This is a genomic window from Bradyrhizobium sp. JHI2711 (assembly GCF_056156565.1).
Map to the genome: position 1 here is coordinate 1502960 of NZ_JBPZPT010000002.1, position 22400 is coordinate 1525359.

The 22400-nt window shown below is 64.4% G+C and carries 25 protein-coding genes; 15 read left to right on the forward strand and 10 right to left on the reverse strand.

Features of this window, described 5'->3' with window-relative positions; translation table 11 throughout:
* Positions 1 to 152: 152 nt before the first annotated feature.
* A complete protein-coding gene (locus ACTEK7_RS19595) occupies positions 153 to 2321 on the reverse strand; it encodes a L,D-transpeptidase family protein (RefSeq protein WP_225146454.1) in 2169 nt (722 codons plus the stop codon).
* Between the two features lie 347 nt (positions 2322 to 2668).
* Positions 2669 to 4165: a sigma-54-dependent transcriptional regulator gene (locus tag ACTEK7_RS19600; protein ID WP_225146455.1), complete on the reverse strand. Its 1497-nt coding sequence runs from the start codon at positions 4163 to 4165 to the stop codon at positions 2669 to 2671.
* Between the two features lie 127 nt (positions 4166 to 4292).
* Between ACTEK7_RS19600 and ACTEK7_RS19605 the strand changes: the two genes are divergently transcribed.
* The 12 genes from ACTEK7_RS19605 (at position 4293) to ACTEK7_RS19660 (ending at position 15111) form a co-directional block, all read left to right on the forward strand.
* The gene (locus tag ACTEK7_RS19605) at positions 4293 to 6230 is read left to right on the forward strand and encodes a M3 family oligoendopeptidase (RefSeq protein WP_225146457.1); all 1938 of its coding nucleotides are present in this window, start codon (positions 4293 to 4295) and stop codon (positions 6228 to 6230) included.
* Between the two features lie 81 nt (positions 6231 to 6311).
* The gene (locus tag ACTEK7_RS19610) at positions 6312 to 6536 is read left to right on the forward strand and encodes an AbrB/MazE/SpoVT family DNA-binding domain-containing protein (protein WP_225112936.1); all 225 of its coding nucleotides are present in this window, start codon (positions 6312 to 6314) and stop codon (positions 6534 to 6536) included.
* Between the two features lie 12 nt (positions 6537 to 6548).
* Positions 6549 to 6944 carry a type II toxin-antitoxin system death-on-curing family toxin gene (locus ACTEK7_RS19615; RefSeq protein ID WP_074447732.1) on the forward strand — a complete coding sequence of 132 codons (396 nt, stop codon included), beginning with the start codon at positions 6549 to 6551 and terminating at the stop codon, positions 6942 to 6944.
* Positions 6945 to 7041: 97 nt separating this feature from the next.
* Complete coding sequence (locus ACTEK7_RS19620) at positions 7042 to 7194, forward strand: aa3-type cytochrome c oxidase subunit IV (protein WP_035998674.1); 153 nt, start codon at positions 7042 to 7044, stop codon at positions 7192 to 7194.
* 140 nt (positions 7195 to 7334) lie between these two features.
* Positions 7335 to 8462 (forward strand): Re/Si-specific NAD(P)(+) transhydrogenase subunit alpha, encoded by a 1128-nt coding sequence (locus tag ACTEK7_RS19625; protein ID WP_225146458.1) that lies wholly within the window; start codon positions 7335 to 7337, stop codon positions 8460 to 8462.
* Between the two features lie 12 nt (positions 8463 to 8474).
* The gene (locus ACTEK7_RS19630) at positions 8475 to 8792 is read left to right on the forward strand and encodes a proton-translocating transhydrogenase family protein (protein ID WP_035998681.1); all 318 of its coding nucleotides are present in this window, start codon (positions 8475 to 8477) and stop codon (positions 8790 to 8792) included.
* 39 nt (positions 8793 to 8831) lie between these two features.
* Positions 8832 to 10229, forward strand: coding sequence for an NAD(P)(+) transhydrogenase (Re/Si-specific) subunit beta (locus tag ACTEK7_RS19635; protein WP_225146459.1), 1398 nt, complete (start codon positions 8832 to 8834; stop codon positions 10227 to 10229).
* A 210-nt stretch (positions 10230 to 10439) separates the two neighbouring features.
* Positions 10440 to 11237, forward strand: coding sequence for an alpha/beta hydrolase (locus tag ACTEK7_RS19640; RefSeq protein WP_225112987.1), 798 nt, complete (start codon positions 10440 to 10442; stop codon positions 11235 to 11237).
* 97 nt (positions 11238 to 11334) lie between these two features.
* Positions 11335 to 12669 (forward strand): sodium:proton antiporter, encoded by a 1335-nt coding sequence (locus ACTEK7_RS19645; protein WP_035998706.1) that lies wholly within the window; start codon positions 11335 to 11337, stop codon positions 12667 to 12669.
* 48 nt (positions 12670 to 12717) lie between these two features.
* Positions 12718 to 13815 (forward strand): calcium:cation antiporter, encoded by a 1098-nt coding sequence (locus ACTEK7_RS19650; protein ID WP_035998688.1) that lies wholly within the window; start codon positions 12718 to 12720, stop codon positions 13813 to 13815.
* A 12-nt stretch (positions 13816 to 13827) separates the two neighbouring features.
* Positions 13828 to 14112 (forward strand): cupin domain-containing protein, encoded by a 285-nt coding sequence (locus tag ACTEK7_RS19655; RefSeq protein WP_035998690.1) that lies wholly within the window; start codon positions 13828 to 13830, stop codon positions 14110 to 14112.
* 93 nt (positions 14113 to 14205) lie between these two features.
* Positions 14206 to 15111 (forward strand): hypothetical protein, encoded by a 906-nt coding sequence (locus ACTEK7_RS19660; RefSeq protein ID WP_225141191.1) that lies wholly within the window; start codon positions 14206 to 14208, stop codon positions 15109 to 15111.
* Positions 15112 to 15137: 26 nt separating this feature from the next.
* Here ACTEK7_RS19660 and ACTEK7_RS19665 read toward each other — a convergent pair whose 3' ends face one another.
* Complete coding sequence (locus tag ACTEK7_RS19665; protein WP_074447704.1) at positions 15138 to 15788, reverse strand: tetratricopeptide repeat protein; 651 nt, start codon at positions 15786 to 15788, stop codon at positions 15138 to 15140.
* 101 nt (positions 15789 to 15889) lie between these two features.
* Positions 15890 to 16186, reverse strand: coding sequence for a 30S ribosomal protein S21 (gene rpsU, locus ACTEK7_RS19670; protein WP_008546194.1), 297 nt, complete (start codon positions 16184 to 16186; stop codon positions 15890 to 15892).
* 259 nt (positions 16187 to 16445) lie between these two features.
* Here rpsU and aqpZ point away from each other — a divergent pair, with 259 nt between their 5' ends.
* Entirely contained in the window at positions 16446 to 17168 is a 723-nt protein-coding gene (gene aqpZ / locus ACTEK7_RS19675) for an aquaporin Z (protein ID WP_035998714.1), read from the forward strand.
* Positions 17169 to 17225: 57 nt separating this feature from the next.
* On the opposite strand, the gene ACTEK7_RS19680 is transcribed toward aqpZ, so the two are convergent.
* Complete coding sequence (locus ACTEK7_RS19680) at positions 17226 to 18332, reverse strand: 5-(carboxyamino)imidazole ribonucleotide synthase (protein WP_225146461.1); 1107 nt, start codon at positions 18330 to 18332, stop codon at positions 17226 to 17228.
* The gene (gene purE / locus ACTEK7_RS19685; protein ID WP_225146462.1) at positions 18329 to 18817 is read right to left on the reverse strand and encodes a 5-(carboxyamino)imidazole ribonucleotide mutase; all 489 of its coding nucleotides are present in this window, start codon (positions 18815 to 18817) and stop codon (positions 18329 to 18331) included. Before purE ends, ACTEK7_RS19680 begins: the two co-directional genes overlap by 4 nt.
* A 142-nt stretch (positions 18818 to 18959) precedes the next feature.
* Between purE and ACTEK7_RS19690 the strand changes: the two genes are divergently transcribed.
* Positions 18960 to 19667, forward strand: a complete 708-nt coding sequence (locus ACTEK7_RS19690) for a GGDEF domain-containing protein (RefSeq protein WP_225141194.1) — start codon at positions 18960 to 18962, stop codon at positions 19665 to 19667.
* Position 19668: 1 nt separating this feature from the next.
* On the opposite strand, the gene ACTEK7_RS19695 is transcribed toward ACTEK7_RS19690, so the two are convergent.
* The 3 genes from ACTEK7_RS19695 to ACTEK7_RS19705 form a co-directional block, all read right to left on the reverse strand.
* The gene (locus ACTEK7_RS19695; RefSeq protein ID WP_036021965.1) at positions 19669 to 19920 is read right to left on the reverse strand and encodes a hypothetical protein; all 252 of its coding nucleotides are present in this window, start codon (positions 19918 to 19920) and stop codon (positions 19669 to 19671) included.
* Positions 19921 to 19942: 22 nt separating this feature from the next.
* Complete coding sequence (locus tag ACTEK7_RS19700) at positions 19943 to 20161, reverse strand: hypothetical protein (RefSeq protein ID WP_035998725.1); 219 nt, start codon at positions 20159 to 20161, stop codon at positions 19943 to 19945.
* Between the two features lie 128 nt (positions 20162 to 20289).
* Positions 20290 to 20496 carry a YdcH family protein gene (locus ACTEK7_RS19705; protein WP_008546179.1) on the reverse strand — a complete coding sequence of 69 codons (207 nt, stop codon included), beginning with the start codon at positions 20494 to 20496 and terminating at the stop codon, positions 20290 to 20292.
* A gap of 330 nt (positions 20497 to 20826) precedes the next feature.
* On the opposite strand from ACTEK7_RS19705, the gene ACTEK7_RS19710 reads away from it, so the two are divergent.
* Entirely contained in the window at positions 20827 to 21009 is a 183-nt protein-coding gene (locus tag ACTEK7_RS19710; RefSeq protein ID WP_008546178.1) for a YdcH family protein, read from the forward strand.
* Between the two features lie 146 nt (positions 21010 to 21155).
* On the opposite strand, the gene ACTEK7_RS19715 is transcribed toward ACTEK7_RS19710, so the two are convergent.
* Positions 21156 to 22280: an NAD(P)/FAD-dependent oxidoreductase gene (locus ACTEK7_RS19715; protein ID WP_035998729.1), complete on the reverse strand. Its 1125-nt coding sequence runs from the start codon at positions 22278 to 22280 to the stop codon at positions 21156 to 21158.
* Positions 22281 to 22400 lie beyond the last annotated feature (120 nt).

Sequence of the window (22400 nt, forward strand, 5' to 3'; positions counted from 1 at the left end):
GTCAGATTACGATCCTAAGCGGTTGACTGTGGCAAAAAAACGCCCGCCGCCCCATCGCAGGTCGCAGCATGGTTAACGTCAACGACCCCATCCTGGGGACGGGGTCGCTGATTTCCTTGCAGAATTTCAGGAAAACGAGTGCGGGACGGGCGTCAGCGGGTAAACACCCGCTGCTGTTGCGGACGGCGGCCGACCGGTGCCGGCGGCACGGCCTGGGTGGGCGCCCCGAACAGCCGCTCGAAGAAGTTCGGCCCGGACGAGCCGAAGCCGCTGCCGTTGTTGGCCACGGCCACTCCGGAGGGCAGCGTCGTTGCCGGACGCGAATAGCTCGGCTGGGAATGCGCCACGACGGCCTCGAGGTCCTTGCCGCGGTTGTTCTTCAGGACGTTGATCATGGCCGCGTCGCGGCCATAGACGTCCTTGCGGAACTGCAGCTTGCCGGCCTCATCCACGAACGCGGTCTGATAGGTGATGTTGACCGGGATTGGGGTCGGGAATTTCAGGTCGATCTCGCTTTTGCCGTACATGCTGCGGATGCGCTCCGGCGTGTACTTCTCGTTCGGCATGACGATGTTGAGCAGAACGGAGGCGTACTGATCCGGATTCTGCACGCGCATGCAGCCATGGCTGAAGGCGCGCTCTTCCTTGGCGAACAAATGCTTGTCCGGCGTGTCGTGTTGATAGACGAGGAACTTGTTCGGGAAGTTGAAGCGGATGCGGCCGAGCGCGTTGGCTTCGCCCGGCGGCTGCGAAATGTGCACCGAGCCGTCGCGGTTTTGCTCAAGCCTCAGGCCCATGCGTTGAAGCACGGTCGGGTCCTGCTGCAATGCCGGCAGGTACTCGTTGTAAACGATGGATGGCGGCACATTCCAGGTCGGGTTCACCGTGATGTACTTCATCGTCTCGGTGAGGAGCGGGGTGGCTTGCTTGCCCGGCTTGCCGGTGACGACGCGTGTGGTCCAGACCTGCTGGCCGCGTTGCATCACTTTCAAAGTGAAATCGGGAATGTTGAGGATGACATAGGCGTCACCCAGCGCCGGCGCGCCGAGATCGCGCGGCAGCCAGCGCCAGCGCTCCATGTTCACCAGCACCACGTCGATCTGCTTGTCGCGCTTGGGGGTGTTGAGCGCCTTGACCGTCTTGTCGTCTAGGATGCCGGTCGGCTTCAGCTCGGCGCCGGTCTGGAACTTGCGCACGGCTTCGGCGACCGCAGCCCCGTAGCGGGTGTCGCTGGCACTCTCGGCGAGGCCGAGCTTGGCGCGCAGTTGCGGCACGCGCGGATCTTCCACGACGATCTCCGCCTGCTTCTTGCCGGCAGGGGTGTATTTCAGCGCAGGGCCGTCGGCGATCTCGATCACCGGACCGCTGCCCTGGCCGCGCAGCTCGGCGAGCTTGGCCTTCAGCTCCTTGTAGAGCTTGTGCGGCGGGTTGTAACTCTCGAGCGCCGCGGAGGCGTCCGCCGCCGTCGTGATCTTGGCGAGCACTTCGCCGGGATCGACCGGATGCTCGGGATAGAGAATGTCGCCGCCGGCCTGCGACCAATGCATGCGGCCGCTCTGGGCGTGGCGGGCATAGTCGAACATGCTGGCGGTGAGCTTGAGCTCGGCATCAGCCAGCGCATCGGGGGTCGTGGCGGCGAAATCCGGCACCGGATAGTCGGCGGGATTGAGACCGTCGGACGCCGCGTCCTTGAGCCGTGCGATCACGCCCTTGGCCGCAGCAGTCAGGTTGCCGCCTTGCGTCCAGACCGGCGCGAAGTCGCGCGCGCCATAGAACTTCTCAATCGCTGCACGCTCGTTCTTGCGGTCGAAATGGCGCGAGGTCTTAGCGCCGATGATGTCCTTGAGCTTGTCCGCGACCGGTTGGTCGGCGGTGGGCACGTTGCTTGCGGCCTTCACCGGTTCGGCGGCCGGTGCTGCGGGAGCCGCCGGCGTGGCCGTTGCGGTGTCGGCCTTGGCCGGCTCGGTTTTCGCAGTCTCGCTCTTCGGCGCTTCCGGCGCGGGTGTGGTGGCAACGTCGGAGGGCTTGGTCTCCACCTTGTCCGCCGTGGGCGCGACGTTCACCTTGGCGGAATCCCTTGCGACGTCCTTCGTGGAATCCTGCACCGTGGCGGTGGTGTCGAGCTTGATGTCGGCTGCAGTCGGGGGCGGGACGTTTGCCGGTTCGGGGCGCGGGATCGCGGCTTCGATCGCGAGTTCCGCGGCGCTGCTGCGCGGCAGATCCTGCGCCAGGGCCGAGCTGGCCGACACCGTGAGGAAGGTCGCCGCGACCGTCATCAAGACACGGTCAAAGCCCACACGGTGGTTCAAACAGTCACGCATTGTGTCGCACCCCTCGGGTGAACTGTTCCTTCATGGAACAGCTCGTTATCGCTTATTGATGTTTCGGCTAAACCGCGCCGGCCTCTCGAAAGTTGCACGCCTGCACGCAACGATTCTGACGCAGACGATATACAGGCCCCGATTTTGCGGCCAGCGCTGCCCGGGGCAACTCACGACAAACTGACTTCAAGGGAGCCTCTTGGCAACGGATTGTACGCTTCTGCCACGCGCTTTTCCCTCTGTCTGTCACTTCCAAGTCACGGTTCAAATCGCAGACGAATTCCGTCGTCACGCGAACGGCTTAGAGCGATCTCGCACCGCCGCGCGAAGCTTCGTTCGCACTGGGCTCAATGCGTCTCCTCGCCGCTTTTGCCGCCATGCCCGGGAACCCCGGCCTCGTCGAGTTTGCGGTAGAGCGTCGAGCGGCCGATTTTGAGTCGGCGAGCCACTTCGGACATCTGGCCGCGATAATGCGAGATCGCGAAACGGATGATCTCGTTCTCCATGTCCTCCAGCGGGCGGACATCCCCGGTCGCAGTGAGCATAGACAGCGTTCCCACCGCGGGGAGCGGGGCGATTGGTATTTCATTACCCGACACCAGGGAGGGCGTCGCCGCCGGCTCGAGCAGCAACGGAGCGGTCGGAATATCCGTGACGGGATGCGCCTGCGAGGCGAGCAGAGGGAAGTCGCCGAGACCAAGCTGGTCCCCGTCGCTCATCACCACGGCGCGATAGACCGCGTTCTCGAGCTGGCGGATGTTGCCGGGCCAGTCGAGCTGGGCAAGATGGGCCACCGCCTCGCCGCTGATCCCGGTGATCGGGCGGCTCTCCTCGGCGGCAAAGCGCGCGATGAAATGCCTGAGCAGGTGCGGGATATCCTCACGCCGCGCGCGCAGCGAGGGGATCGTCAGCGGCAGCACGTGCAGCCGGTAGAACAGGTCTTCCCGGAATTGTCCCTGCTTCACCCGCTCCAGCAGCTTGCGATTGGTGGCCGAGATGATGCGGACGTCGACCTTGAGCGGCTTGCGGCCGCCGACCGATTCCACGGCGCCTTCCTGGAGCGCACGCAGCAGCTTTACCTGCGCCGTCAGCGGCAGCTCGCTGACCTCGTCCAGAAACAGCGTGCCGCCATGAGCCTCGACGAACTTGCCCGTGTGCCGCTCGGTGGCCCCGGTGAAGGCGCCCTTCTCATGGCCGAACAGGATGGACTCGACGAGGTTGTCGGGAATTGCGCCGCAATTGACCGCAACGAACGGCTTGGCCTTGCGCTCGCCGCTGCCATGGATGGCGCGCGCGAACATCTCCTTGCCGACGCCGGACTCGCCCTCGATCAGCACGGGGATCGCGGAGTTTGCCGCCTTCTGGGCGGCGCGCATCACGCCCGTCATCGCTTCGGAGCGGGTGATGATGTCGGAGAAGGTGAGCCGTCCTTCGCGGCTGTGACGGATGCGCTGCAATTCCCCCTTGAGCGCGGACGTGTTGAGCGCGTTGCGAAGCGAGACCTGGAGCCGCTCGACGCCGACCGGCTTGACGACGAAATCGGCCGCGCCCGCGCGCATCGCGGAGATCACGTTGTCGATACCGCCATGAGCGGTCTGCACGATGACGGGGACGCTCAGGCCGGCTTCGCGGATCTTCGCCAATACGCCCATGCCGTCGAGGCCGGGCATGACGAGGTCGAGGATGACGGCGTCGATGGCCGGTCCGTCGGGGGCAGTGAGGGCGGCAATTGCGGCGTCACCGGAGTCCACGACGACCGTCTCATAGCCGCATTTCTGCACCATGTTCTCGACCAGCCGGCGGGCTACAGCGTCGTCGTCGGCGATCAAAATACTGGCAGCCATGGTGTTCCCCGCACGCTACTACTATCTGTCTCGAATCGGGGCACTCTGGCCGAAGCCGATTAACGCACGCTTAAACCTTGATGCCCCCGCCTGCCGCCGCGATTGTTGAACACAGGTTTCCCACACAATGAATTCGCGCTCCAAGTCCGCCTTGAACAAATCTGCCTTGAACAAGTCCGCTCTCAAGAAGTCCGCTCCCGGCAAGCCCGCTCTCCGCAAGCCAAGCGCCAAAAAATCCGCCCCCAAGGCAAGGCCCTCCAAAGCTGCACCCTCCAAAGCTGCGAGCAAGACCGGCAACCTTCCGGAGTGGAACCTGGCCGACCTCTATTCCGGGATCGAGGCGCCGGAGGTGGCGCGCGACCTCGAGAGAATGGATGCCGACTGCGTCGCCTTCGAGACGGACTACAGGGGCAAGCTGGCGACAGGGACAGCAAACGAAGATGGCGGAAAGTGGCTCGCCGAGGCGGTGCGACGCTATGAGGCGATCGACGATCTCGCCGGCCGTCTCGGCTCCTATGCCGGGCTCGTCCATGCCGGCGACAGTGTGGACCCTGCGATTTCAAAGTTTTACGGCGACGTGTCCGAGCGGCTGACGGCGGCGTCCACGCATCTGTTGTTCTTCGCGCTCGAGCTCAATCGGATCGATGACGATATTTTGAATCGCGCGATGCTGGCCGCCGAGCTCGCGCACTACCGTCCCTGGATCGAGGATCTGCGCAAGGAGAAGCCGTACCAGCTCGACGACAAGCTCGAGCAGCTTTTCCTGGAGAAGGCGCAGACCGGCTATTCAGCCTTCAACCGGCTGTTCGATCAGACCATCTCCAGCCTCCGCTTCAAGGTCGGCGCCAAGGAGCTCGCGATCGAGCCGACGCTGAATCTGCTGCAGGATCGCGACGGCGCCAAGCGCAAGAGCGCGGCGGAGGCACTGGCGAAGACCTTCAAGGCCAATGAGCGCACCTTTGCGCTGATCACCAACACGCTCGCCAAGGACAAGGACATTTCCGACCGTTGGCGCGGCTTCAAGGATGTCGCCGATTCCCGGCACCTGAACAACCGTGTCGAACGCGAGGTGGTCGATGCGCTGGTCGCCTCGGTGCGCGCAGCCTATCCGAAACTGTCGCATCGCTATTATGCGCTGAAGGCGAAATGGTTCGGCAAGAAGCGTCTGGCCTATTGGGACCGCAACGCGCCGCTGCCCTTTGCGGCGACCGATGTCATCGCCTGGCCGGAGGCGCGCAGCATGGTGCTGACGGCCTATCGCGGCTTCTCGCCCAAAATGGCCGATATCGCCGAGCGCTTCTTCACCGACCGCTGGATCGACGCGCCGGTGCGGCTGGGCAAGGCGCCCGGTGCGTTCTCGCATCCGACCACGCCGTCGGCGCACCCTTACGTGCTCATGAACTACCAGGGCAAGCCGCGCGACGTGATGACGCTCGCGCATGAGCTCGGTCATGGCGTGCATCAGGTGCTCGCGGCAAAGAACGGCGCGCTGATGGCGCCGACGCCGTTGACGCTGGCGGAGACCGCGAGCGTGTTCGGCGAGATGCTCACCTTCAAGCGGCTGCTGGCCCAGACGAAGAGTGCGAAGCAGCGCCAGGCGCTGCTCGCCGGCAAGGTCGAGGACATGATCAACACCGTGGTGCGGCAGATCGCGTTCTATTCCTTCGAGCGTGCGGTCCACACCGAGCGCAAGAACGGCGAGCTCACCGCGACGCGGCTCGGCGAGATCTGGCTGTCGGTGCAGGGCGAGAGCCTTGGACCGGCGATCGAGATCAAGGCGGGCTACGAGAACTACTGGATGTACATCCCGCACTTCATCCATTCGCCGTTCTATGTCTACGCCTACGCGTTCGGCGACTGTCTCGTGAACTCGCTCTATGCCGTCTACGAGAACGCGGCCGAGGGTTTCGCCGAGCGCTATCTCGACATGCTCGCCGCCGGCGGCACCAAGCACTATTCCGAGCTGCTGCGGCCATTCGGGTTAGATGCGAAGGACCCAAAGTTCTGGGACGGCGGGCTCAGCGTCATCGCCGGAATGATCGACGAGCTGGAGGCGATGGGCTGACGCATTCGCCATCCGTAAAACATCCGTTGAACCGACTCGTTGGTTGTGTTATACAAGTGTATAACGCGCCGGAGGTCAGCCATGAAAATTGAGATCAAGAAGATCGGCAATTCGGATGGTTTGCTGTTGCCACGCGAGCTGATGCAGCGCCTCGATCTCAAGCGCGGCCAGCAATTGCATGTGGTGGAATTGCCTGGTGGTGGTTTTCAGCTGCTGCCCTACGACCCCGATTTCGAGCGGACGATGGAGATCGCCGACGAGATCATGGATAAGTATCGCGACACGCTCGCTACGCTCGCAAAATAGCTGGCGATGCGCATGAGCGATCCTCAGGAGCCGCTCTGGGTCACTTACGAGCAGGCTGTCGCAATTCATGGTCGACAGCTCCGGCGCTTCGGCGGTGCGCCGGGATTGCGCGACGAAGGCATGCTGCGCTCGGCGCTGGAGCGCCCGATCAACAAATGGCGCTCGGAACAGGCGCCGTTGGACGAACTCGCTGCAGCCTATGCATTCGGCCTCGCGAAAAATCATGCATTCGTCGATGGAAACAAGCGCATCGCCTTCATGGCCATGATGGCTTTTCTTCGCAAGAACGGCGTAGCTTTCAGCCCCGATCCCGCGGAAGCGACAACGATCATCCTCTCCCTCGCCGCCGGCGAAGTCAGTGAGGAGAGTCTGACGCGATGGATCCGGGACAATTGGAATTCCAAATGACCCGATTTGCGGGAAAACCCCGCCTCGGTGCCGTTGCCCTGTCTAAATCTTTCAGGTATCCCAGCCCGAGAATTCGACGTTCGACTGGGGACATTCCATGGCTGACCATAGCGAAGTGGCGTACACCACCGCCGACGGCAACGACTACGTTGCCCACGAGCAGACCTATGAGGGCTTCATCAAGCTGGTGAAGTACGGCACGGTCTCGGTCGCGCTCATCGTGATCCTGATGGCGGTCTTTCTGACCTGATCCATCGTCGGCTGCATCCGCCAACGCCGGCGGCTGCTCATTAAATTTGCATACAAGCCGGTTTCAAAACCGGTATCCAAACGTTGCGGGAGTAACGCTAAGTTCGCGTGCGCGTTTTTGTCCGCGTCGCCGGAGGGCCTATGAAGATCGCCGTTGCCAAAGAAATAGATCCGTCGGAGCCGCGGGTCGCCGCTTCGCCTGATACGGTGAAGAAGTTCAAGGCGTTGGGCGCCGAGATCGCCGTCGAGCCGGGTGCCGGCATCAAATCGGGCCTGCCGGATTCCGAATTCACCGCGGTCGGCGCCACCGTCAGCGCTGACGCGCTCAAGGACGCCGACATCATCATCAAGGTGAAGCGCCCTGAGGCATCCGAGCTGGCGCAGTACAAGCGCGGCGCCCTCGTCATCGCCATCATGGACCCCTACGGCAACGATGCCGCGCTGAAGACGATGGCCGATGCCGGCATCGCCGCCTTCGCGATGGAATTGATGCCGCGCATCACCCGAGCGCAGGTGATGGACGTGCTGTCCTCGCAGGCCAACCTCGCCGGCTACCGCGCCGTGATCGAGGGCGCCGAAGCCTTCGGCCGCGCCTTTCCGATGATGATGACCGCAGCCGGCACCGTGCCTGCCGCAAAGGTGTTCGTGATGGGCGTCGGCGTCGCCGGCCTCCAGGCGATCGCGACCGCGCGCCGTCTCGGCGCCGTCGTGACCGCGACCGACGTGCGGCCCGCCACCAAGGAGCAGGTGGAATCCCTCGGCGCGAAATTCCTCGCCGTCGAGGACGAGGAGTTCAAGAACGCGCAGACCGCCGGCGGCTACGCCAAGGAAATGTCGAAAGAATACCAGGCCAAGCAGGCCGCGCTCACCGCCGAGCACATCAAGAAGCAGGACATCGTCATCACCACCGCGCTGATTCCGGGCCGCCCGGCGCCGAAGCTCGTCAGTGCCGACATGGTCAGGTCGATGAAGCCCGGCTCGGTGCTGGTCGATCTCGCCGTCGAACGCGGCGGCAATGTCGAGGGCGCCAAGGCCGGCGAAGTCGTCGACCTCGATGGCATCAAGATCGTCGGCTACACCAACGTTGCGGGTCGCGTTGCGGCCTCGGCCTCCAGCCTCTACGCGCGCAACCTGTTCTCCTTCATCGAGACCATGGTCGACAAGAAAGAGAAGAAGCTCGCCGTCAACTGGGACGACGAACTCGTCAAGGCTACCGCGCTGACGAAGGACGGCGCCGTGATCCACCCGAACTTCCAGCCGAAAGCTTAAGGAGAGATTGCCATGGAGCACGCTGCACAGGTCGTCGACCCCTTCATCTTCCGGCTGTCGATCTTCGTCCTCGCCGTCTTCGTCGGCTATTTCGTGGTGTGGTCGGTGACGCCGGCGCTGCACACGCCGCTGATGAGCGTGACCAACGCGATCTCCTCGGTGATCGTAGTCGGCGCGCTGCTCGCGGTCGGCGTCGGCATGGTTTCGAGCGGCTCGGGCTGGGCGCGCGGCTTCGGCTTCGTCGCGCTCGTCTTCGCCTGCGTGAACATTTTCGGCGGCTTCCTTGTCACCCAGCGCATGCTGGCGATGTACAAGAAGAAGTCGAAGTAAGCGGCCACCTCGGGCTGAAGGGATCAATGGGGACCTGAGATGAGCGCCAATCTCTCTGCATTCTTGTATCTCGTGGCGGGGGTGCTGTTCATCCTGTCGCTGCGCGGGCTGTCGAGCCCGGCAACCTCGCGCCAGGGCAATCTGTTCGGCATGATCGGCATGGCGATCGCGGTCGCCACCACGCTGGCGAGCCATCCGCCGGCGGATGGTGTGGCCTGGGTCCTCGTGATCCTCGCGGTCGCGATCGGCGGCGGCATCGGCGCGGTGATCGCCCGCCGCGTGCCGATGACCTCGATGCCGGAACTGGTCGCTGCCTTCCACTCGCTGGTCGGCATGGCCGCGGTGCTGGTCGCCGCCGGCGCGTTCTACGCGCCGGAGGCCTTCGACATCGGCACCCCCGGCAACATCCATGCCTCGAGCCTGGTCGAGATGTCGCTCGGCGTCGCCATCGGCGCGCTGACCTTCACCGGCTCGGTGATCGCCTTCCTGAAGCTGTCCGCGCGCATGAGCGGCGCGCCGATCATCCTGCCGTTCCGCCACATCATCAACATCGCGCTGGCCGTGGCGCTGGTGTTCTTCATCGTCCGTCTCGTCCTCACCGGCGGCGCGTTCGACTTCTGGATGATCACCATCATCGCGCTGGCGCTCGGCGTGCTCATGATCATCCCGATCGGCGGCGCCGACATGCCGGTCGTGATCTCGATGCTGAACTCCTATTCCGGCTGGGCCGCGGCGGGCATCGGCTTCACGCTGGGCAATTCCGCGCTGATCATCACCGGCGCGCTGGTCGGTTCCTCGGGCGCGATCCTGTCCTACATCATGTGCCACGCGATGAACCGGTCCTTCATCTCGGTCATCCTCGGCGGCTTCGGCGGTGAGACCGCGGCGGCCGGCGGCGCCACGGGCGAGCAGAAGCCCGCCAAGCTCGGCTCGGCGGACGATGCGGCCTTCATCATGAAGAACGCCTCCAAGGTCATCATCGTGCCCGGCTACGGCATGGCGGTGGCGCAGGCCCAGCACGCGCTGCGCGAGATGGCGGACATGCTCAAGAAGGAAGGCGTCGAGGTGAAATACGCCATTCACCCGGTCGCCGGCCGCATGCCCGGCCACATGAACGTGCTGCTGGCCGAAGCCAACGTGCCCTATGACGAGGTGTTCGAGCTCGAGGACATCAACTCCGAATTCGCGCAGGCCGACATTGCCTTCGTGATCGGCGCCAACGACGTCACCAACCCGGCGGCCGAAGAGGACAAGACTTCGCCGATCTACGGCATGCCGGTGCTCCAGGTCTGGAAGGCCGGCACGGTGATGTTCATCAAGCGCTCGCTGGCGTCGGGCTATGCCGGTATCGACAATCCGCTGTTCTACCGCGACAACACCATGATGCTGCTCGGCGACGCCAAGAAGGTCACCGAGAACATCGTCAAGGCGATGTGACGGGGGAGGGACCGTGGCCATCAATTAGGAATGGCACCAGTCCGATCGCATGCCGCCCAAGGCGTGCGCGAGCAGCGTGTCGCCTGGCACGCTGCCCACAAGGCGGCGTGCAGCTGCCGCGACGTTCCGGCGAGCCTGCGACCGACGTCATGAAATTGCTGCGGAGCCGTCGCAAGCCCTAGTCTCAAGCGAGGGAGCGGCCGCGCAATGATGAGCATTGTCAAGTGGATCGCCATCGTGCTCCTGACCGTCTATTGCGCCGGTCTCCTCGTGCTGTACGTCCGCCAGCGCGAGATGCTGTTTCCGATCCCGCCCGCCGGCCGCACCGCACCCGATGCTGCGGGCCTTCCCGAGGCGCAAGAGCATGTCCTGACCACGTCTGATGGCGAGCAGGTCATCGTCTGGCACGTGCCGGCCAAGCCCGGTCGTTCCGTGATCCTCTACTTCCACGGCAATGGCGATTTTCTCGCCGGCCGCGTCGGCCGTTTCAAGGCGATGACTGCCGACGGCACCGGCCTCGTTGCGCTGTCCTATCGCGGCTATGGCGGCTCGAGCGGGATGCCGAGCGAGCAGGGCCTGCTGCGCGACGCTGCAGCCGCCTACGCGTTCACCACCGCGCGCTATGCGGCGGAACGAATCGTCGCCTGGGGCTTTTCGCTCGGGACGGGCGTCGCGGTCGCGCTCGCCTCGGAGCATCGCGTTGGAAAACTCATCCTGGAGGCGCCCTATACGTCGACAGCCGACATTGCGGCGTCATCGTTCCGGTTCGTTCCGGTCCGCCTTCTGATGCGCGACCCTTTCCATTCGGACCAGCGCATGTCGCGCGTCACGGTGCCGCTGCTCATCATGCATGGCACCAATGACCTTGTCATTTCGATCGTCTTCGGAGAGCGTCTGTTCGCGCTCGCCCGCGAGCCCAAGCGGTTCGTTCGCATCGAGGGCGGCGGGCACGACGATCTCGATCAATATGGCGCGATCGAAACGGCGAGAGGCTTCATTGGCGGCTGACGGCTTGGCTCAACGTTACATCCCCGCGCTCGCCGTCTCCTGCTTGACGCTTCTGCCGCAGAATGCGCTTGCCGCGACCGGCCTCGATGGTGCGGCGATGCGCTGGCCCTATGCGCTGCCCTTTGCCGGCTTGTTGCTGTCGATTGCAATGGGGCCGCTGCTGTTGCCGAAGATCTGGCATCACCATTACGGCAAGATCACCGCTGCCTGGTCGCTGCTGGCGCTCGCCGCGCTCGTCGTCTTTGCCGGCGGCGCGGCGACCTTGGCGGCGCTGGTCCATGCCATGCTCGCCGAATATCTCGGCTTCATCGTGCTGCTGTTCGCTCTCTATGTCGTGGCCGGCGGCATCCTCATCACCGGCGACATCAAGGGCACGCCGGCGGCGAATGTCGGCATCCTCGCGCTCGGCACGCTGGGGGCGAGCATCGTCGGGACCACGGGTGCCGCGATGATCCTGATCCGCCCCTTGATCCGCGCTAACCGGCAGCGGCGCCACAACACCCATGTCGTCATCTTCTTCATCATCCTGGTGGCCAATGTCGGCGGCGCGCTGAGCCCGCTCGGCGATCCCCCGCTGTTCGTCGGCTTCCTGCATGGCGTTGACTTCTTCTGGACCACGCGGACCATCTGGTTGCAGACCGCACTCGTCGCCGTCCTGCTGCTCGCGATCTTCGCCGTCGTCGACGTCTGGCGCTTTCGCAGTGAGCCGCCGCCCGCCGACACAGGCCGGGGAGAGCCGTTGCGCATCCGCGGCCTCGTCAATCTGGTGCTGATCGCAGCCATCGTCGCCAGCCTTCTCGCTTCGGCGATGTGGAGGCCCGACATTGCCTTCGACATTTTCGGTACCAAGCTGGAGCTGGAGGACGTCGCGCGCAACCTGGCGCTGCTGGCCATCGCGGCGCTGTCGGTGTGGCTGACGCCCGACGAGCACAGGCAGGCCAACGGCTTCACCTGGGAGCCGATCCGCGAGGTCGCAAAACTGTTCGCGGGCATCTTCGTCGCCATCATCCCGGTCATTGCCATGCTCAATGCCGGCCATCACGGCGCGTTCGCCTGGCTGCTGTCGGCGGTGACGGCGCCGGATGGCGCGCCGCGCGAGGTCGTTTATTTCTGGTTCACCGGCCTGATGTCCGCGTTCCTCGACAATGCGCCGACCTATCTGCTGTTCTTCGAGCTCGCCGGCGGCAATCCGCAGGTGCTGATGCATCAGCTCTCGGGCACGCTCGCCTCGATCTCCATGGGAGCGGTCTACATGGGAGCACTCACCTATATCGGCAACGCGCCGAACTTCATGGTGAGCAGCATCGCCCGCGAGAACGGCGTCGCGATGCCGAGCTTCTTCGGTTATCTCCTGCGCGCCGGCGCCGTGCTGATCCCGCTGTTCCTGTTGCTGACGTTCCTGCCGGTCGCACCGATCCTGCACTGGCATTGAATCCGCCGGCCGATTTGCTATTGCTCGCTTTCGTAGTTGGAGCCGATGATGAGCGCGCATGATCCGATGCCCCGGTCGGCCTGGGTCTTTCCGGCGCTGGCCCTGCTGTTGTTCGCAGCCGTCAGCGCCACGGATTACGTCTTCACGCTGTCGTTTGGCGGTCTTCTCTTCACCGTCGTCCTTCTGGTCATCCTGTTCGGCACGGTGTTCGCGGCGGTTCATCATGCCGAGGTGATCGCGGAGCGGGTCGGCGAACCCTACGGCACGCTGGTGCTGACGCTCTCGGTGACCATCATCGAGGTCGCGCTGATCACCACGATCATGCTGGGCGACAAGCCTGCCCCGGCACTGGCGCGCGACACCGTGTTCGCCGTGGTCATGATCGTCTGCAACGGCCTCGTCGGGCTCTGCATCTTCATCGGCGGCCTGCGCTATCGCGAGCAGGGTTTTCAGCTCTCCGGCGCCAACGTCTATCTCAGCGTCCTGTTCGCGCTCGCGACCATCACGCTGATCCTGCCGAACTACACCACCACCACGCCGGGGCCTGTCTATTCGGCGGTCCAGCTCGGCTTCGTCGACGTGGTCACGCTGGCGCTCTATGCGGTGTTTCTCTACACCCAGACGGTCCTGCACAAGGATTACTTCGTCCACGAGCGGGCGTACGCCGGCAGCGGCGAGGTGCATCTGTCGGGCAGGATGCTGGTGCTCAGCGTCGTGCTGCTGCTGATCGCGCTGCTGGCGGTCGTGCTGCTCTCCAAGAAATTCTCGCTGGTGGTCGACGCCGTCGCGGCCAAGATTGGCGCGCCGCCGGCCTTTGCCGGGCTTCTGGTCGCGCTTCTGATCCTGATGCCGGAAGGCGTCGCGGCCGTCTCGGCGGCCCGCCAGAACGACCTCCAGAAGAGCATCAACCTCGCTCTGGGATCGTCGCTGGCGACCATCGGCCTGACCATTCCTGCCGTCGGCGTCGCCACTTACGCGCTCGACAAGGAGCTCGAGCTCGGCCTCGGCGCCCAGGGCAGCGTGCTCCTGCTGCTGACCTTCTTCCTGAGCATGCTGACCTTCGGCACGGGCAGGACCAATGTCCTGTTCGGCCTGGTGCATATGGTGGTATTTGCCGTCTACGTGTTCATGGTTTTCGTACCCTAGAAGGAGCTCCCGGTGCTTGCCGCCCAGTCCGAGGTTCAGGTCGACAACGAAGAGGTCCGGGTGACGGAATGGCGGCTTGCCCCCGGCAGCGCCACCGGCCATCACACCCATGGCATGGACTATGTGATCGTTCCGCTCGCCGCCGGCGAGATGACCATCGTCGCGCCCAATGGCGAAAGGTCCAAGGCGCAGCTTGCCGCCGGGAAATCCTATTTCCGCAAGGCCGGCGTCCAGCATGACGTACTTAACGAAACCTCAACTGAGATCGTGTTCCTTGAAATTGAGCTGAAACGCTAGGGTCGCGCCACCGTTTGCCATCGATCCGTCGCAGTTGATCCCTCACAATGCCCTAAAGTTCCCGCATCAGGTCGCGCGGGGAGTGTGGTCGGAATGCTGAAATACCTCGCAAAAATTTCGATGGATATTTTCCCCTCGGTGCTCGCGACGATCATCGGGGCCTACATCGTCAATCATTACATCAACGCCAAGCCGGCCGCCGACACCCCAGCCGCCGTGACCGCGCCTGCCCAGACCGGCAGCGACGGCAAACCCACCGATACCGCCAACCTTCCCGCCTCCGGCGTCAAGGCCAAGGGCATCCCCGAGAAGAGCGTGACGGACAAGGCGGCGGTCGAGAAGCCGGTCGATCATCCGCCGGCCGCCGAGACCAAGGCCGCAGACGTGGCTCCCGCTGAGACCGGTCCGCGCGGCCGTCCCTCTGCCCGCGACAAGGCCGCGGCGAAATCCGCACCGGCTGCTTCTGCTCCCGTGGTTGAGGCCAATTCGGCCCCGACGGCGGCTTCCGCGGCTCCCGACGCCAACGATCTGGCGCGTGCTGCGATCGAGCGCCTGCGCAAGTCGCCCGAGGGCAAGGCTGCCGAGGCCAGGTCGTCGGAAACCAAGCCTGCCGAGGCTCGCGCGTCGGAGACCAAGCCGGCTGAGCCTGCGGTGCGGGACGCCGCCCGCACGCCGGAGGCTCCGCGTGTCGTGAATGTGGAGCCGTCTTTAGTCCGTCCGCTGCCGCCGCCGATCAATGTCTCGACGCCCTCACCCGAGGCCTATGGCAATGGGGGCTCCAATCCGCCCTACACGGCCTCGATCGGCAACGATGATCCGAATCGGGTGACGCCGCCGGCCGACATTCCCGTGCCGGTCATCGCACCGCCGCTCGACCTGCGTGCCGATGCGGGCGCCGCCCTGCCGCGGCCGAAGAAGACCAATGTCGCCGACGAGATGCTGTCGGGCATGAAGTCGATGTTCAACGCCGTTCTGCCCAAGAGCGCCACGCCCGACTAGAACTCCGCTCAGCCTCCGCCAAACCGTCAGCCGCCGACGCGGGCGAGACCGCTGCGAGCGGGTTCGTCGCGTGGACGAAGCGCAACCGCCTTGGTGTAGGACGCCGCCGCCTTGGCTTTGTCGCCCAAGCGCTCATAGACCTGACCGCGCGCGGTCCAGACCTGGGCATTGTTCGGATCGGCCTCGGAGGCTTCGTCGAGATCGGCTGCGGCCTCCTTGACCTTGCCGAGCGCGAGATAGCTGTTGGCGCGGCCCAGCAGCGGCTCGGCCTTTTGCGGGTTGAGTCCGCTGGCGGCGCTGAAATCGGCGATCGCGAAGTCGTGCTGGTTGTTGCCCTGGTAGATCAGGGCGCGGCCATAGAGCGCCTGCGCATTGTAGGGATCGAGGCCGATCGCGCGATTGAACTCGTCGAGCGCTGCCGCGGCCTCGCCTGACTTCGCCAGAGACTGAGCCTTCGCGGTATGGGCCTGGGCTTCGGTGACGTTGCCGGCGCTCACCGCGCTCTCGGCCGGCGCGGCGGCCTTGGGGGCCTCCTGCGGCTTGTCCTTCTCCGGCATCAGTGATCCCAGATCGAACGAGCAGCCGCCCAGCACGATCCCCGTCAGGGCCGCCGCGAGCGGCGGCTGCCAGATCCGGCGCCGTCGCGGAAGGCCGCGCTGGGAGAAAGGGGAGGCCATCTACGGTTGGCTCGCGCTAGAGCTTGATCCGACAAGTCCTCAAAACAATAACGCGGGCCCGGGGCCCGCGTCATCGAAAACTAGAGTCTTGCTGAATCGGCTCAGCGCGGTCCGCGCGGACCTGCGCCGGGGCCGCCACGACCGCCGCGATCACCGCCCGGGCCGGCGCCGAACACCGGCTTCGGCTTCATCGGCAGCAGGCCTTCGCGCTGCAGCTTCTTGCGGGCCAGCTTGCGCGCGCGGCGCACGGCTTCGGCCTTTTCGCGGGCCTTCTTCTCGGAGGGCTTCTCGTAATGACCGCGGAGCTTCATCTCGCGGAAAATTCCCTCGCGCTGCATCTTCTTCTTCAGCGCCTTGAGGGCTTGATCAACATTGTTATCGCGAACGAGAACCTGCACGCGGCATCCTCTTCAGGTGGATCGGATTTGAATTCTGGTAAGTCAAAGGGGATGGCGAAACGCGCAAGCCCTTAACCTTGAGCGCGCGGATGTATCAGACAAAACCGCAGATGTCCACCGGCCAAGCGGATTTTCGGGCCAAGTTCGGCCATTAAATGCGGCGAAAATACCTCCATGCGGCCCCGATTTGGGCGATTTGGCGCCGAGGACGGGGCCGCACCGGAGCTTTGTTCCGGAATCTTTGCAATGAGGGACTACAATGGACATCAAAAAATATGCTGCCGAAGCCATCGGCACCTTCTGGCTGACATTCGCGGGCTGCGGAAGCGCGGTGATCGCCGCCGGCTTCCCGCAGGTCGGGATCGGGCTGGTCGGCGTGTCCCTGGCTTTCGGATTGAGCGTCGTCACCATGGCCTACGCGATCGGCCACATCTCCGGGTGCCATCTGAATCCGGCCGTCACGGTCGGTCTCGCCGCCGGCGGCCGCTTTCCGGCCGGCCAGATCCTGCCTTATGTGATCGCCCAGGTGGCGGGCGCGATTGTCGCCGCATCGCTGCTCTATGTCATTGCGAGTGGGGCGCCCGGCTTCGACGTCAGCAAGGGCTTCGCCTCCAACGGCTATGGCGCGCATTCGCCCGGTCAGTACAGCATGATGGCCGGCTTCCTCACCGAGGTGGTGATGACCATGATGTTCCTGTTCATCATCATGGGGGCGACCCATGGGCGCGCGCCGGCGGGATTCGCACCGCTGGCGATCGGGCTCGCGCTGGTGATGATCCACCTCGTCAGCATTCCCGTCACCAACACCTCGGTGAACCCGGCGCGCAGCACCGGCCCGGCGTTGTTCGTCGGCGGCTGGGCGCTGTCGCAGCTGTGGCTGTTCTGGGTCGCGCCGCTGATCGGCGGCGCGCTCGGCGGGGTGATCTATCGCTGGCTCAGCGAGGAGCCCAGCGGCGTCGTTGCGGGCGTGAAGACGGCGTAGTCACAATCGCCCGGCGGGATTGCAGCTCTTGCTGCGATCCCGTCACTTGTCTTTGGTTCACTTGTCTTTGGGCGGCCTGACTTCGGTCACGTGGCCCATCTTGCGCCCGGGGCGCGGCGCGCCCTTGCCGTAGATGTGCACGGTCGCGCCCGGCACGCTCAGCCACTTTTCGTAATCGTTGATCTCGTCGCCGATCAAATTGGTCATGGTGACGACCTCGCCGTGGCGCACCGGTCTGCCGAGCGGCCAGCCGGCGATGGCGCGGATGTGCTGCTCGAACTGCGAGACGGAGGCGCCGTCGAGCGTCCAGTGCCCGGAATTGTGCACGCGCGGCGCGATCTCGTTGACCAGCACCTTCGGTCCGGTGCCGCCTGCCAGCACGAACATTTCGACCGCGAGCACGCCGACATAGTCGAGCGCGCTTGCGATTTTGCTCGCGATGCTGCGCGCCTCCTCGGCGAGCGCGTCAGGAATCGGCGCGGGCGCACGCGATATCTTCAGGATGTGGTCGCGGTGCTCGTTCTCGGTGACGTCGAAGCACTCGACCTCGCCCGTGGCCGCGCGCGCGGCGATCACGGAGATCTCGCGCTCGTAGGGCACGAAGGCCTCCAGGATCGCCGATTTGGTGGCGAGGCTGGTCCACACCTTCGCGATGTCGTCGCCCTCGCGGATGATGGCCTGGCCCTTGCCGTCATAGCCGAAGCGGCGGGTTTTCAGCACCGCTGGAAGGCCGATCCTGGCGATCGCCTCGCGCAGCGAGGAGACGGAGGTGACGTCGGCATAGGCGGCAGTGCCGATCCCGAGCTTCGTCACGAAATCCTTCTCGGCGAGCCGGTCTTGGGTCGTCTCGAGGATCTTGCGGTTGGGCAGCACCGGGCGGCGCGCGTCCAATACCAGCGCGGCTGCCGCCGGCACGTTCTCGAATTCGTAGGTGATGACGTCGACATCATGCGCGAACAATTCGAGCGCCTCGACGTCGGCATATTCGGCGCAGGTCGCGTTCAGCACGACGTCGAAGGCCGGCGAATCCGGATCGGGCGAGAACACCTGGCAGCGCAGGCCGAGTCGCGCCGCGGCCATGGCCAGCATCCGGCCCAATTGTCCGCCGCCGAGGATTCCGATGGTGTCACCGGGCTTCAGCTTCACGTGCCTGGTGTCCGTCACGCCTTGTCCTCCGGCCGCTCGGCGACCGCCTCGGTCTGGGCCTTGCGCCAGGCGGCGAGGCGATCCGACAGGGCCGGGTCGGACAATGCCAACACGGCCGCTGCCAGCAGCGCGGCATTGATCGCGCCGGCCTTGCCGATGGCGAGGGTGCCGACCGGAATGCCCGCGGGCATCTGGACGATCGAATAGAGCGAATCGACGCCCTTGAGCGTCTTGGATTCGACGGGAACGCCGAAGACGGGAAGTTCCGTCAGCGCCGCCGCCATGCCGGGCAGATGGGCCGCGCCACCGGCGCCGGCGATGATAATCTTGTAACCTGCGGCCTTGGCACCCTTGGCGAATGCGAACAGCCGGTCGGGCGTGCGGTGGGCCGAGACGATGCGGCTGTCTGAGGCAATGCCGAGCGCGTCAAGCGTGTCGGCGGCGTGCCGCATCGTGTCCCAGTCCGACTGGCTTCCCATGATGATGGCGATCGGCGCGGTCATGACGTCAATTGTGCCCAGAAAAACAGAGAGATAGGCCAGATTAATGATTCCGGCCGGCGGCTCGCAAGGCGGTGGCAAGGAGAAGGGAATCCACTATCCTGTCTTGGTGAATCCCCGCAAGCCTTCATTGAGCAGGATGCCCATGAAGAAACCGAAAAGGGCGAGCCCTGCGAAGGCCAGAAAGGGCCGGAACATGAGCGCCGCCCGATCCAAAGCCGTTTCGAGCCGCGCGGCCAAACCGGCCTTGCGCAGAGCGCCGGCTGCCGATGACGGCAAGGCGATCATCCGCGGCCTCAGGAGCAAGCTCAAGGCGGCCCTGCTGCGGATCTCGGAGCTCGAGGCGGCCGCCGATACCGATTTCCTGCTCGGGATTCCCAACCGGCGCGGTTTCGAGCGCGAGCTCGCGCGCGCCATCGCCTATATGAAGCGCTACCGCGCCAGCGGGGCGCTGATCGTGCTCGACGTCGATCGGCTGAAGCCGATCAACGATTCCTTCGGTCATGCCGCCGGCGATGAGGTGCTCAAGGCGATTGTCGCCACGCTGACGCGACAGGTCCGCGCCTCCGACGTGGTCGGCCGGCTCGGGGGCGACGAGTTCGCGCTGCTGCTCTGGAATCTCAGCGAGACCGATGCGAAGGTCAAGGCTGCGGCCTTGGAGCAGGCGATCGACGAATTGTCATTCGTTTTTCGCGGCCAGCACGTGGCCGCGGGCGCCTCGGCCGGCGTCGCGCTGCTCGGTCCGCAATCCGCTGCAGGCCGCGCCCTGGAGGAGGCGGATGCCGCCATGTATGTGCGCAAGGCGAGCCGCCGGCACGAGCCGCGGATCAGGCTGGTCGGCGGCGAGCGCTAGTCTAGAGGGTGGCAAGATCTTCCGGCACGTTGCCGAACTTGCGCAGCAGCGTCGCGTCGCCGAATTCGCCGGTCATGGGATCGCCGCTGCGGCTGAACGCGATCGCGCCGATATGGCCGGCGCCGCGCGCCAGCATCTCTGCGCGTCGCAGCGCCGCCGTCGAGGACTGACACTCCTCTGCAGCGCCTGCGACGGGTGATCCGTCGTCATCGATCAAGAAGGGCATTGCAACGTAATAGGTCACATCCGACATGGCGTTGCTCCAAGGTTGAAGATTATGCGGCGCTGCTCTTGCTCCGCATCTTGCTGCGCGAGATCTCCGGAATGCAGCCGGCTGAAATCGCCGCCTGCAATTCCTCCAGCTCGGCTTCCAGATATTCGTTGGCCATGATCAGCGCCTTGATGGTGCTGCGCAGATTGCCGTCGCACATCGCGATCGCCTGATCGCAGGCCTGTTCGTAATGGCTGTTGTCGAAAAGGGCGGTTGCCGACATCTGCGTTGTCCTCGTGTGTTGTCCTTGAGCGTTCTCTGAGGTGGGGCGCCCGCGAATGTTCCTATTTTGTTCTTATTGAGTCAAGCGGATTCGGAAGCGGCGGGGCGCCGCGCAAGACCGGCTCACGGTCAGGCGATGATGTCGGGGGTGATCTGGTCTTCGATGAACGCGATGCGGTCGCGCAACAACAGCTTGCGCTTCTTCAGGCGCTGTAACCGCAACAGGTCGGGGGCGGGCGATTGATGCAATGCATCGATCGCCGCATCGAGATCTCGGTGTTCCTGCTGCAACCGGGTGAGCTCGGCTTCGAGCTCACGCTCATCTTCATTGGTCATGTCTGCGGTGGCCGAAAACCGATAGGCGTGAGATCCGGGCTGTGGATGCCCTGTGGAAATTATCGTCCTTGCGCCGCGTGATCGCAAGCGATCTGCGATCCCTCGTCCCCGATCTCCAGCAACATATTTCTGCAGGGAGCTGCGGCGGTGCGTGGGCGTATTGATATCATGGATTTTTCCGGCGTGGTTCCCTTAGTCACGCTTCGTTACATATGAACTTTCAAAAATGACGCTGCAACGACGGATACCCATCGACAGGACGAATCGGTGATGTAGACTTGGTTGTCCGGATCGAATCCTAAAGGTTCAACCCTACCGAGGAGGTTTCGAATGACAATTCAGGCACATCTCGTTGAATTGGAACGGAAGCACAAACTTCTCGAAAACGAATTGCACGAAGCTCTCGTGCACCTTTCAACAGACGACCTGCAAATTGTTGAGTTGAAGCGCCGGAAGTTGATGGTCAAGGACCAGATCGAGCGTCTGAAGCAATCTGGCGACACGCTCCACTAGTAACCCCCGTGACAGTGTAGAGTTGATCACGTCCTTCACGCAGGGATGAGAGCATCCGTGCTCATCCCTGCTGCAAGGTGTGTACCGTGCAACACGGTTGTGCGGCGCTCATTCTTGCTTGGACCCGTGGCTCTCGACGCGCACACTTATCCGCTTCTCGAAACACTGTCGATATCTGCGAGCTCGGCGACGTGATCGGCGATCGCGAGCGAGGACGTCAGTCCCGGCGATTCGATGCCGAACAGATTGATCAGGCCTGCAACGCCGTGATCGCGCGGGCCCTGCATCAAGAAATCCTGCGTGGCCACGGCCGGCGGCACGATCTTCGGGCGGATGCCCGAATAGCTCGGCATCAGCGCGCCGTCAGGCAGCGTCGGCCAGTATTTGCGGATCGCGGGATAGAAGCGCTCGGCGCGTGACGGATCGACCTCGTAGTCGATCGTCTCGATCCATTCGACGTCAGGCCCGAAGCGCGCCTGTCCTGCCATGTCCAGCGTCAAGTGCACCCCGAGGCCGCCGGGCTCCGGCACCGGATAGATCAGACGCGAGAACGGCGCCTTGGCGTTGCAGCTGAAGTAGTTTCCCTTGGCGAGATAGGCCGGCGGAATCCGGTCCAGCGGCATGCCGTCGATGTTGCGCGCCACATGCGTTGCCGACAGCCCCGCGGCGTTGACGAGGAGGTTGCATTGCAGCGTCATCGGTGCCTCGCCGCCGGCATCGATCTCGATGAGGCCGGCCGCCGCCTTGGCACGGATCAGCGGGGTGTGAAACGCGAAAGCTGCGCCGGCGTCCTCGGCTTCGCCGCGCAGTGAGAGCATGTAGGAATGGCTGTCGATGATGCCCGTCGACGGTGACAGCAGCGCGGCGTCGCAGGCGAGCGCCGGCTCCAGCGCGCGTGCGGCCTCGCCCGAGAGCAGCTGCATGTCGAGCACGCCGTTGGCCTCGGCATGCGCCTTGATCGATTGCAGCTTCTCGGTCTCCTTCGGGCTGGTCGCGACGATCAGCTTGCCGCAATTTTTGTGCGGGATGCCGCGCTCGGCGCAGTAGCGGTACAGCGCGTGCTTGCCTGCCACGCACATGCGCGCCATCCAGCTCCCGGCCCGGTAGTAGATGCCGGCATGGATCACCTCGCTGTTGCGCGAGGAGGTGACGGTGCCGATCGCCTCGGCTTCCTCCAGCACGATCACCTCGCGCCCGGCCTGGGCGAGCTTCCGGGCCACCGCGAGCCCGACCACGCCGGCTCCGATGACGACGCAATCGACCCTATCCATGGTTGTGCAGGATACCAGTTGGAAGCACCGGTGGCGCACGGTCCGGATGCGGCGGCGCAGGCGGGGCTTCCGTTAAGAAGTCGTTTATCATGTCAGGGCAATTGCCGCATTTTATGTCAC

Coding starts and splice junctions, on each gene's coding strand:
- ACTEK7_RS19710 (WP_008546178.1), top strand. CDS start 20,827: ATGACAATTCAGGCACATCTCGTTGAATTGGAACGGAAGCACAAACTT.
- ACTEK7_RS19615 (WP_074447732.1), top strand. CDS start 6,549: ATGAGCGATCCTCAGGAGCCGCTCTGGGTCACTTACGAGCAGGCTGTC.
- ACTEK7_RS19625 (WP_225146458.1), top strand. CDS start 7,335: ATGAAGATCGCCGTTGCCAAAGAAATAGATCCGTCGGAGCCGCGGGTC.
- aqpZ (WP_035998714.1), top strand. CDS start 16,446: ATGGACATCAAAAAATATGCTGCCGAAGCCATCGGCACCTTCTGGCTG.
- ACTEK7_RS19650 (WP_035998688.1), top strand. CDS start 12,718: ATGAGCGCGCATGATCCGATGCCCCGGTCGGCCTGGGTCTTTCCGGCG.
- ACTEK7_RS19690 (WP_225141194.1), top strand. CDS start 18,960: ATGAAGAAACCGAAAAGGGCGAGCCCTGCGAAGGCCAGAAAGGGCCGG.
- ACTEK7_RS19695 (WP_036021965.1), bottom strand. CDS start 19,920: ATGTCGGATGTGACCTATTACGTTGCAATGCCCTTCTTGATCGATGAC.
- ACTEK7_RS19605 (WP_225146457.1), top strand. CDS start 4,293: ATGAATTCGCGCTCCAAGTCCGCCTTGAACAAATCTGCCTTGAACAAG.
- ACTEK7_RS19630 (WP_035998681.1), top strand. CDS start 8,475: ATGGAGCACGCTGCACAGGTCGTCGACCCCTTCATCTTCCGGCTGTCG.
- ACTEK7_RS19645 (WP_035998706.1), top strand. CDS start 11,335: ATGCGCTGGCCCTATGCGCTGCCCTTTGCCGGCTTGTTGCTGTCGATT.
- ACTEK7_RS19600 (WP_225146455.1), bottom strand. CDS start 4,165: ATGGCTGCCAGTATTTTGATCGCCGACGACGACGCTGTAGCCCGCCGG.
- ACTEK7_RS19610 (WP_225112936.1), top strand. CDS start 6,312: ATGAAAATTGAGATCAAGAAGATCGGCAATTCGGATGGTTTGCTGTTG.
- ACTEK7_RS19705 (WP_008546179.1), bottom strand. CDS start 20,496: ATGACCAATGAAGATGAGCGTGAGCTCGAAGCCGAGCTCACCCGGTTG.
- ACTEK7_RS19700 (WP_035998725.1), bottom strand. CDS start 20,161: ATGTCGGCAACCGCCCTTTTCGACAACAGCCATTACGAACAGGCCTGC.
- ACTEK7_RS19595 (WP_225146454.1), bottom strand. CDS start 2,321: ATGCGTGACTGTTTGAACCACCGTGTGGGCTTTGACCGTGTCTTGATG.
- ACTEK7_RS19620 (WP_035998674.1), top strand. CDS start 7,042: ATGGCTGACCATAGCGAAGTGGCGTACACCACCGCCGACGGCAACGAC.
- purE (WP_225146462.1), bottom strand. CDS start 18,817: ATGACCGCGCCGATCGCCATCATCATGGGAAGCCAGTCGGACTGGGAC.
- ACTEK7_RS19715 (WP_035998729.1), bottom strand. CDS start 22,280: ATGGATAGGGTCGATTGCGTCGTCATCGGAGCCGGCGTGGTCGGGCTC.
- ACTEK7_RS19640 (WP_225112987.1), top strand. CDS start 10,440: ATGAGCATTGTCAAGTGGATCGCCATCGTGCTCCTGACCGTCTATTGC.
- ACTEK7_RS19660 (WP_225141191.1), top strand. CDS start 14,206: ATGCTGAAATACCTCGCAAAAATTTCGATGGATATTTTCCCCTCGGTG.
- ACTEK7_RS19665 (WP_074447704.1), bottom strand. CDS start 15,788: ATGGCCTCCCCTTTCTCCCAGCGCGGCCTTCCGCGACGGCGCCGGATC.
- ACTEK7_RS19635 (WP_225146459.1), top strand. CDS start 8,832: ATGAGCGCCAATCTCTCTGCATTCTTGTATCTCGTGGCGGGGGTGCTG.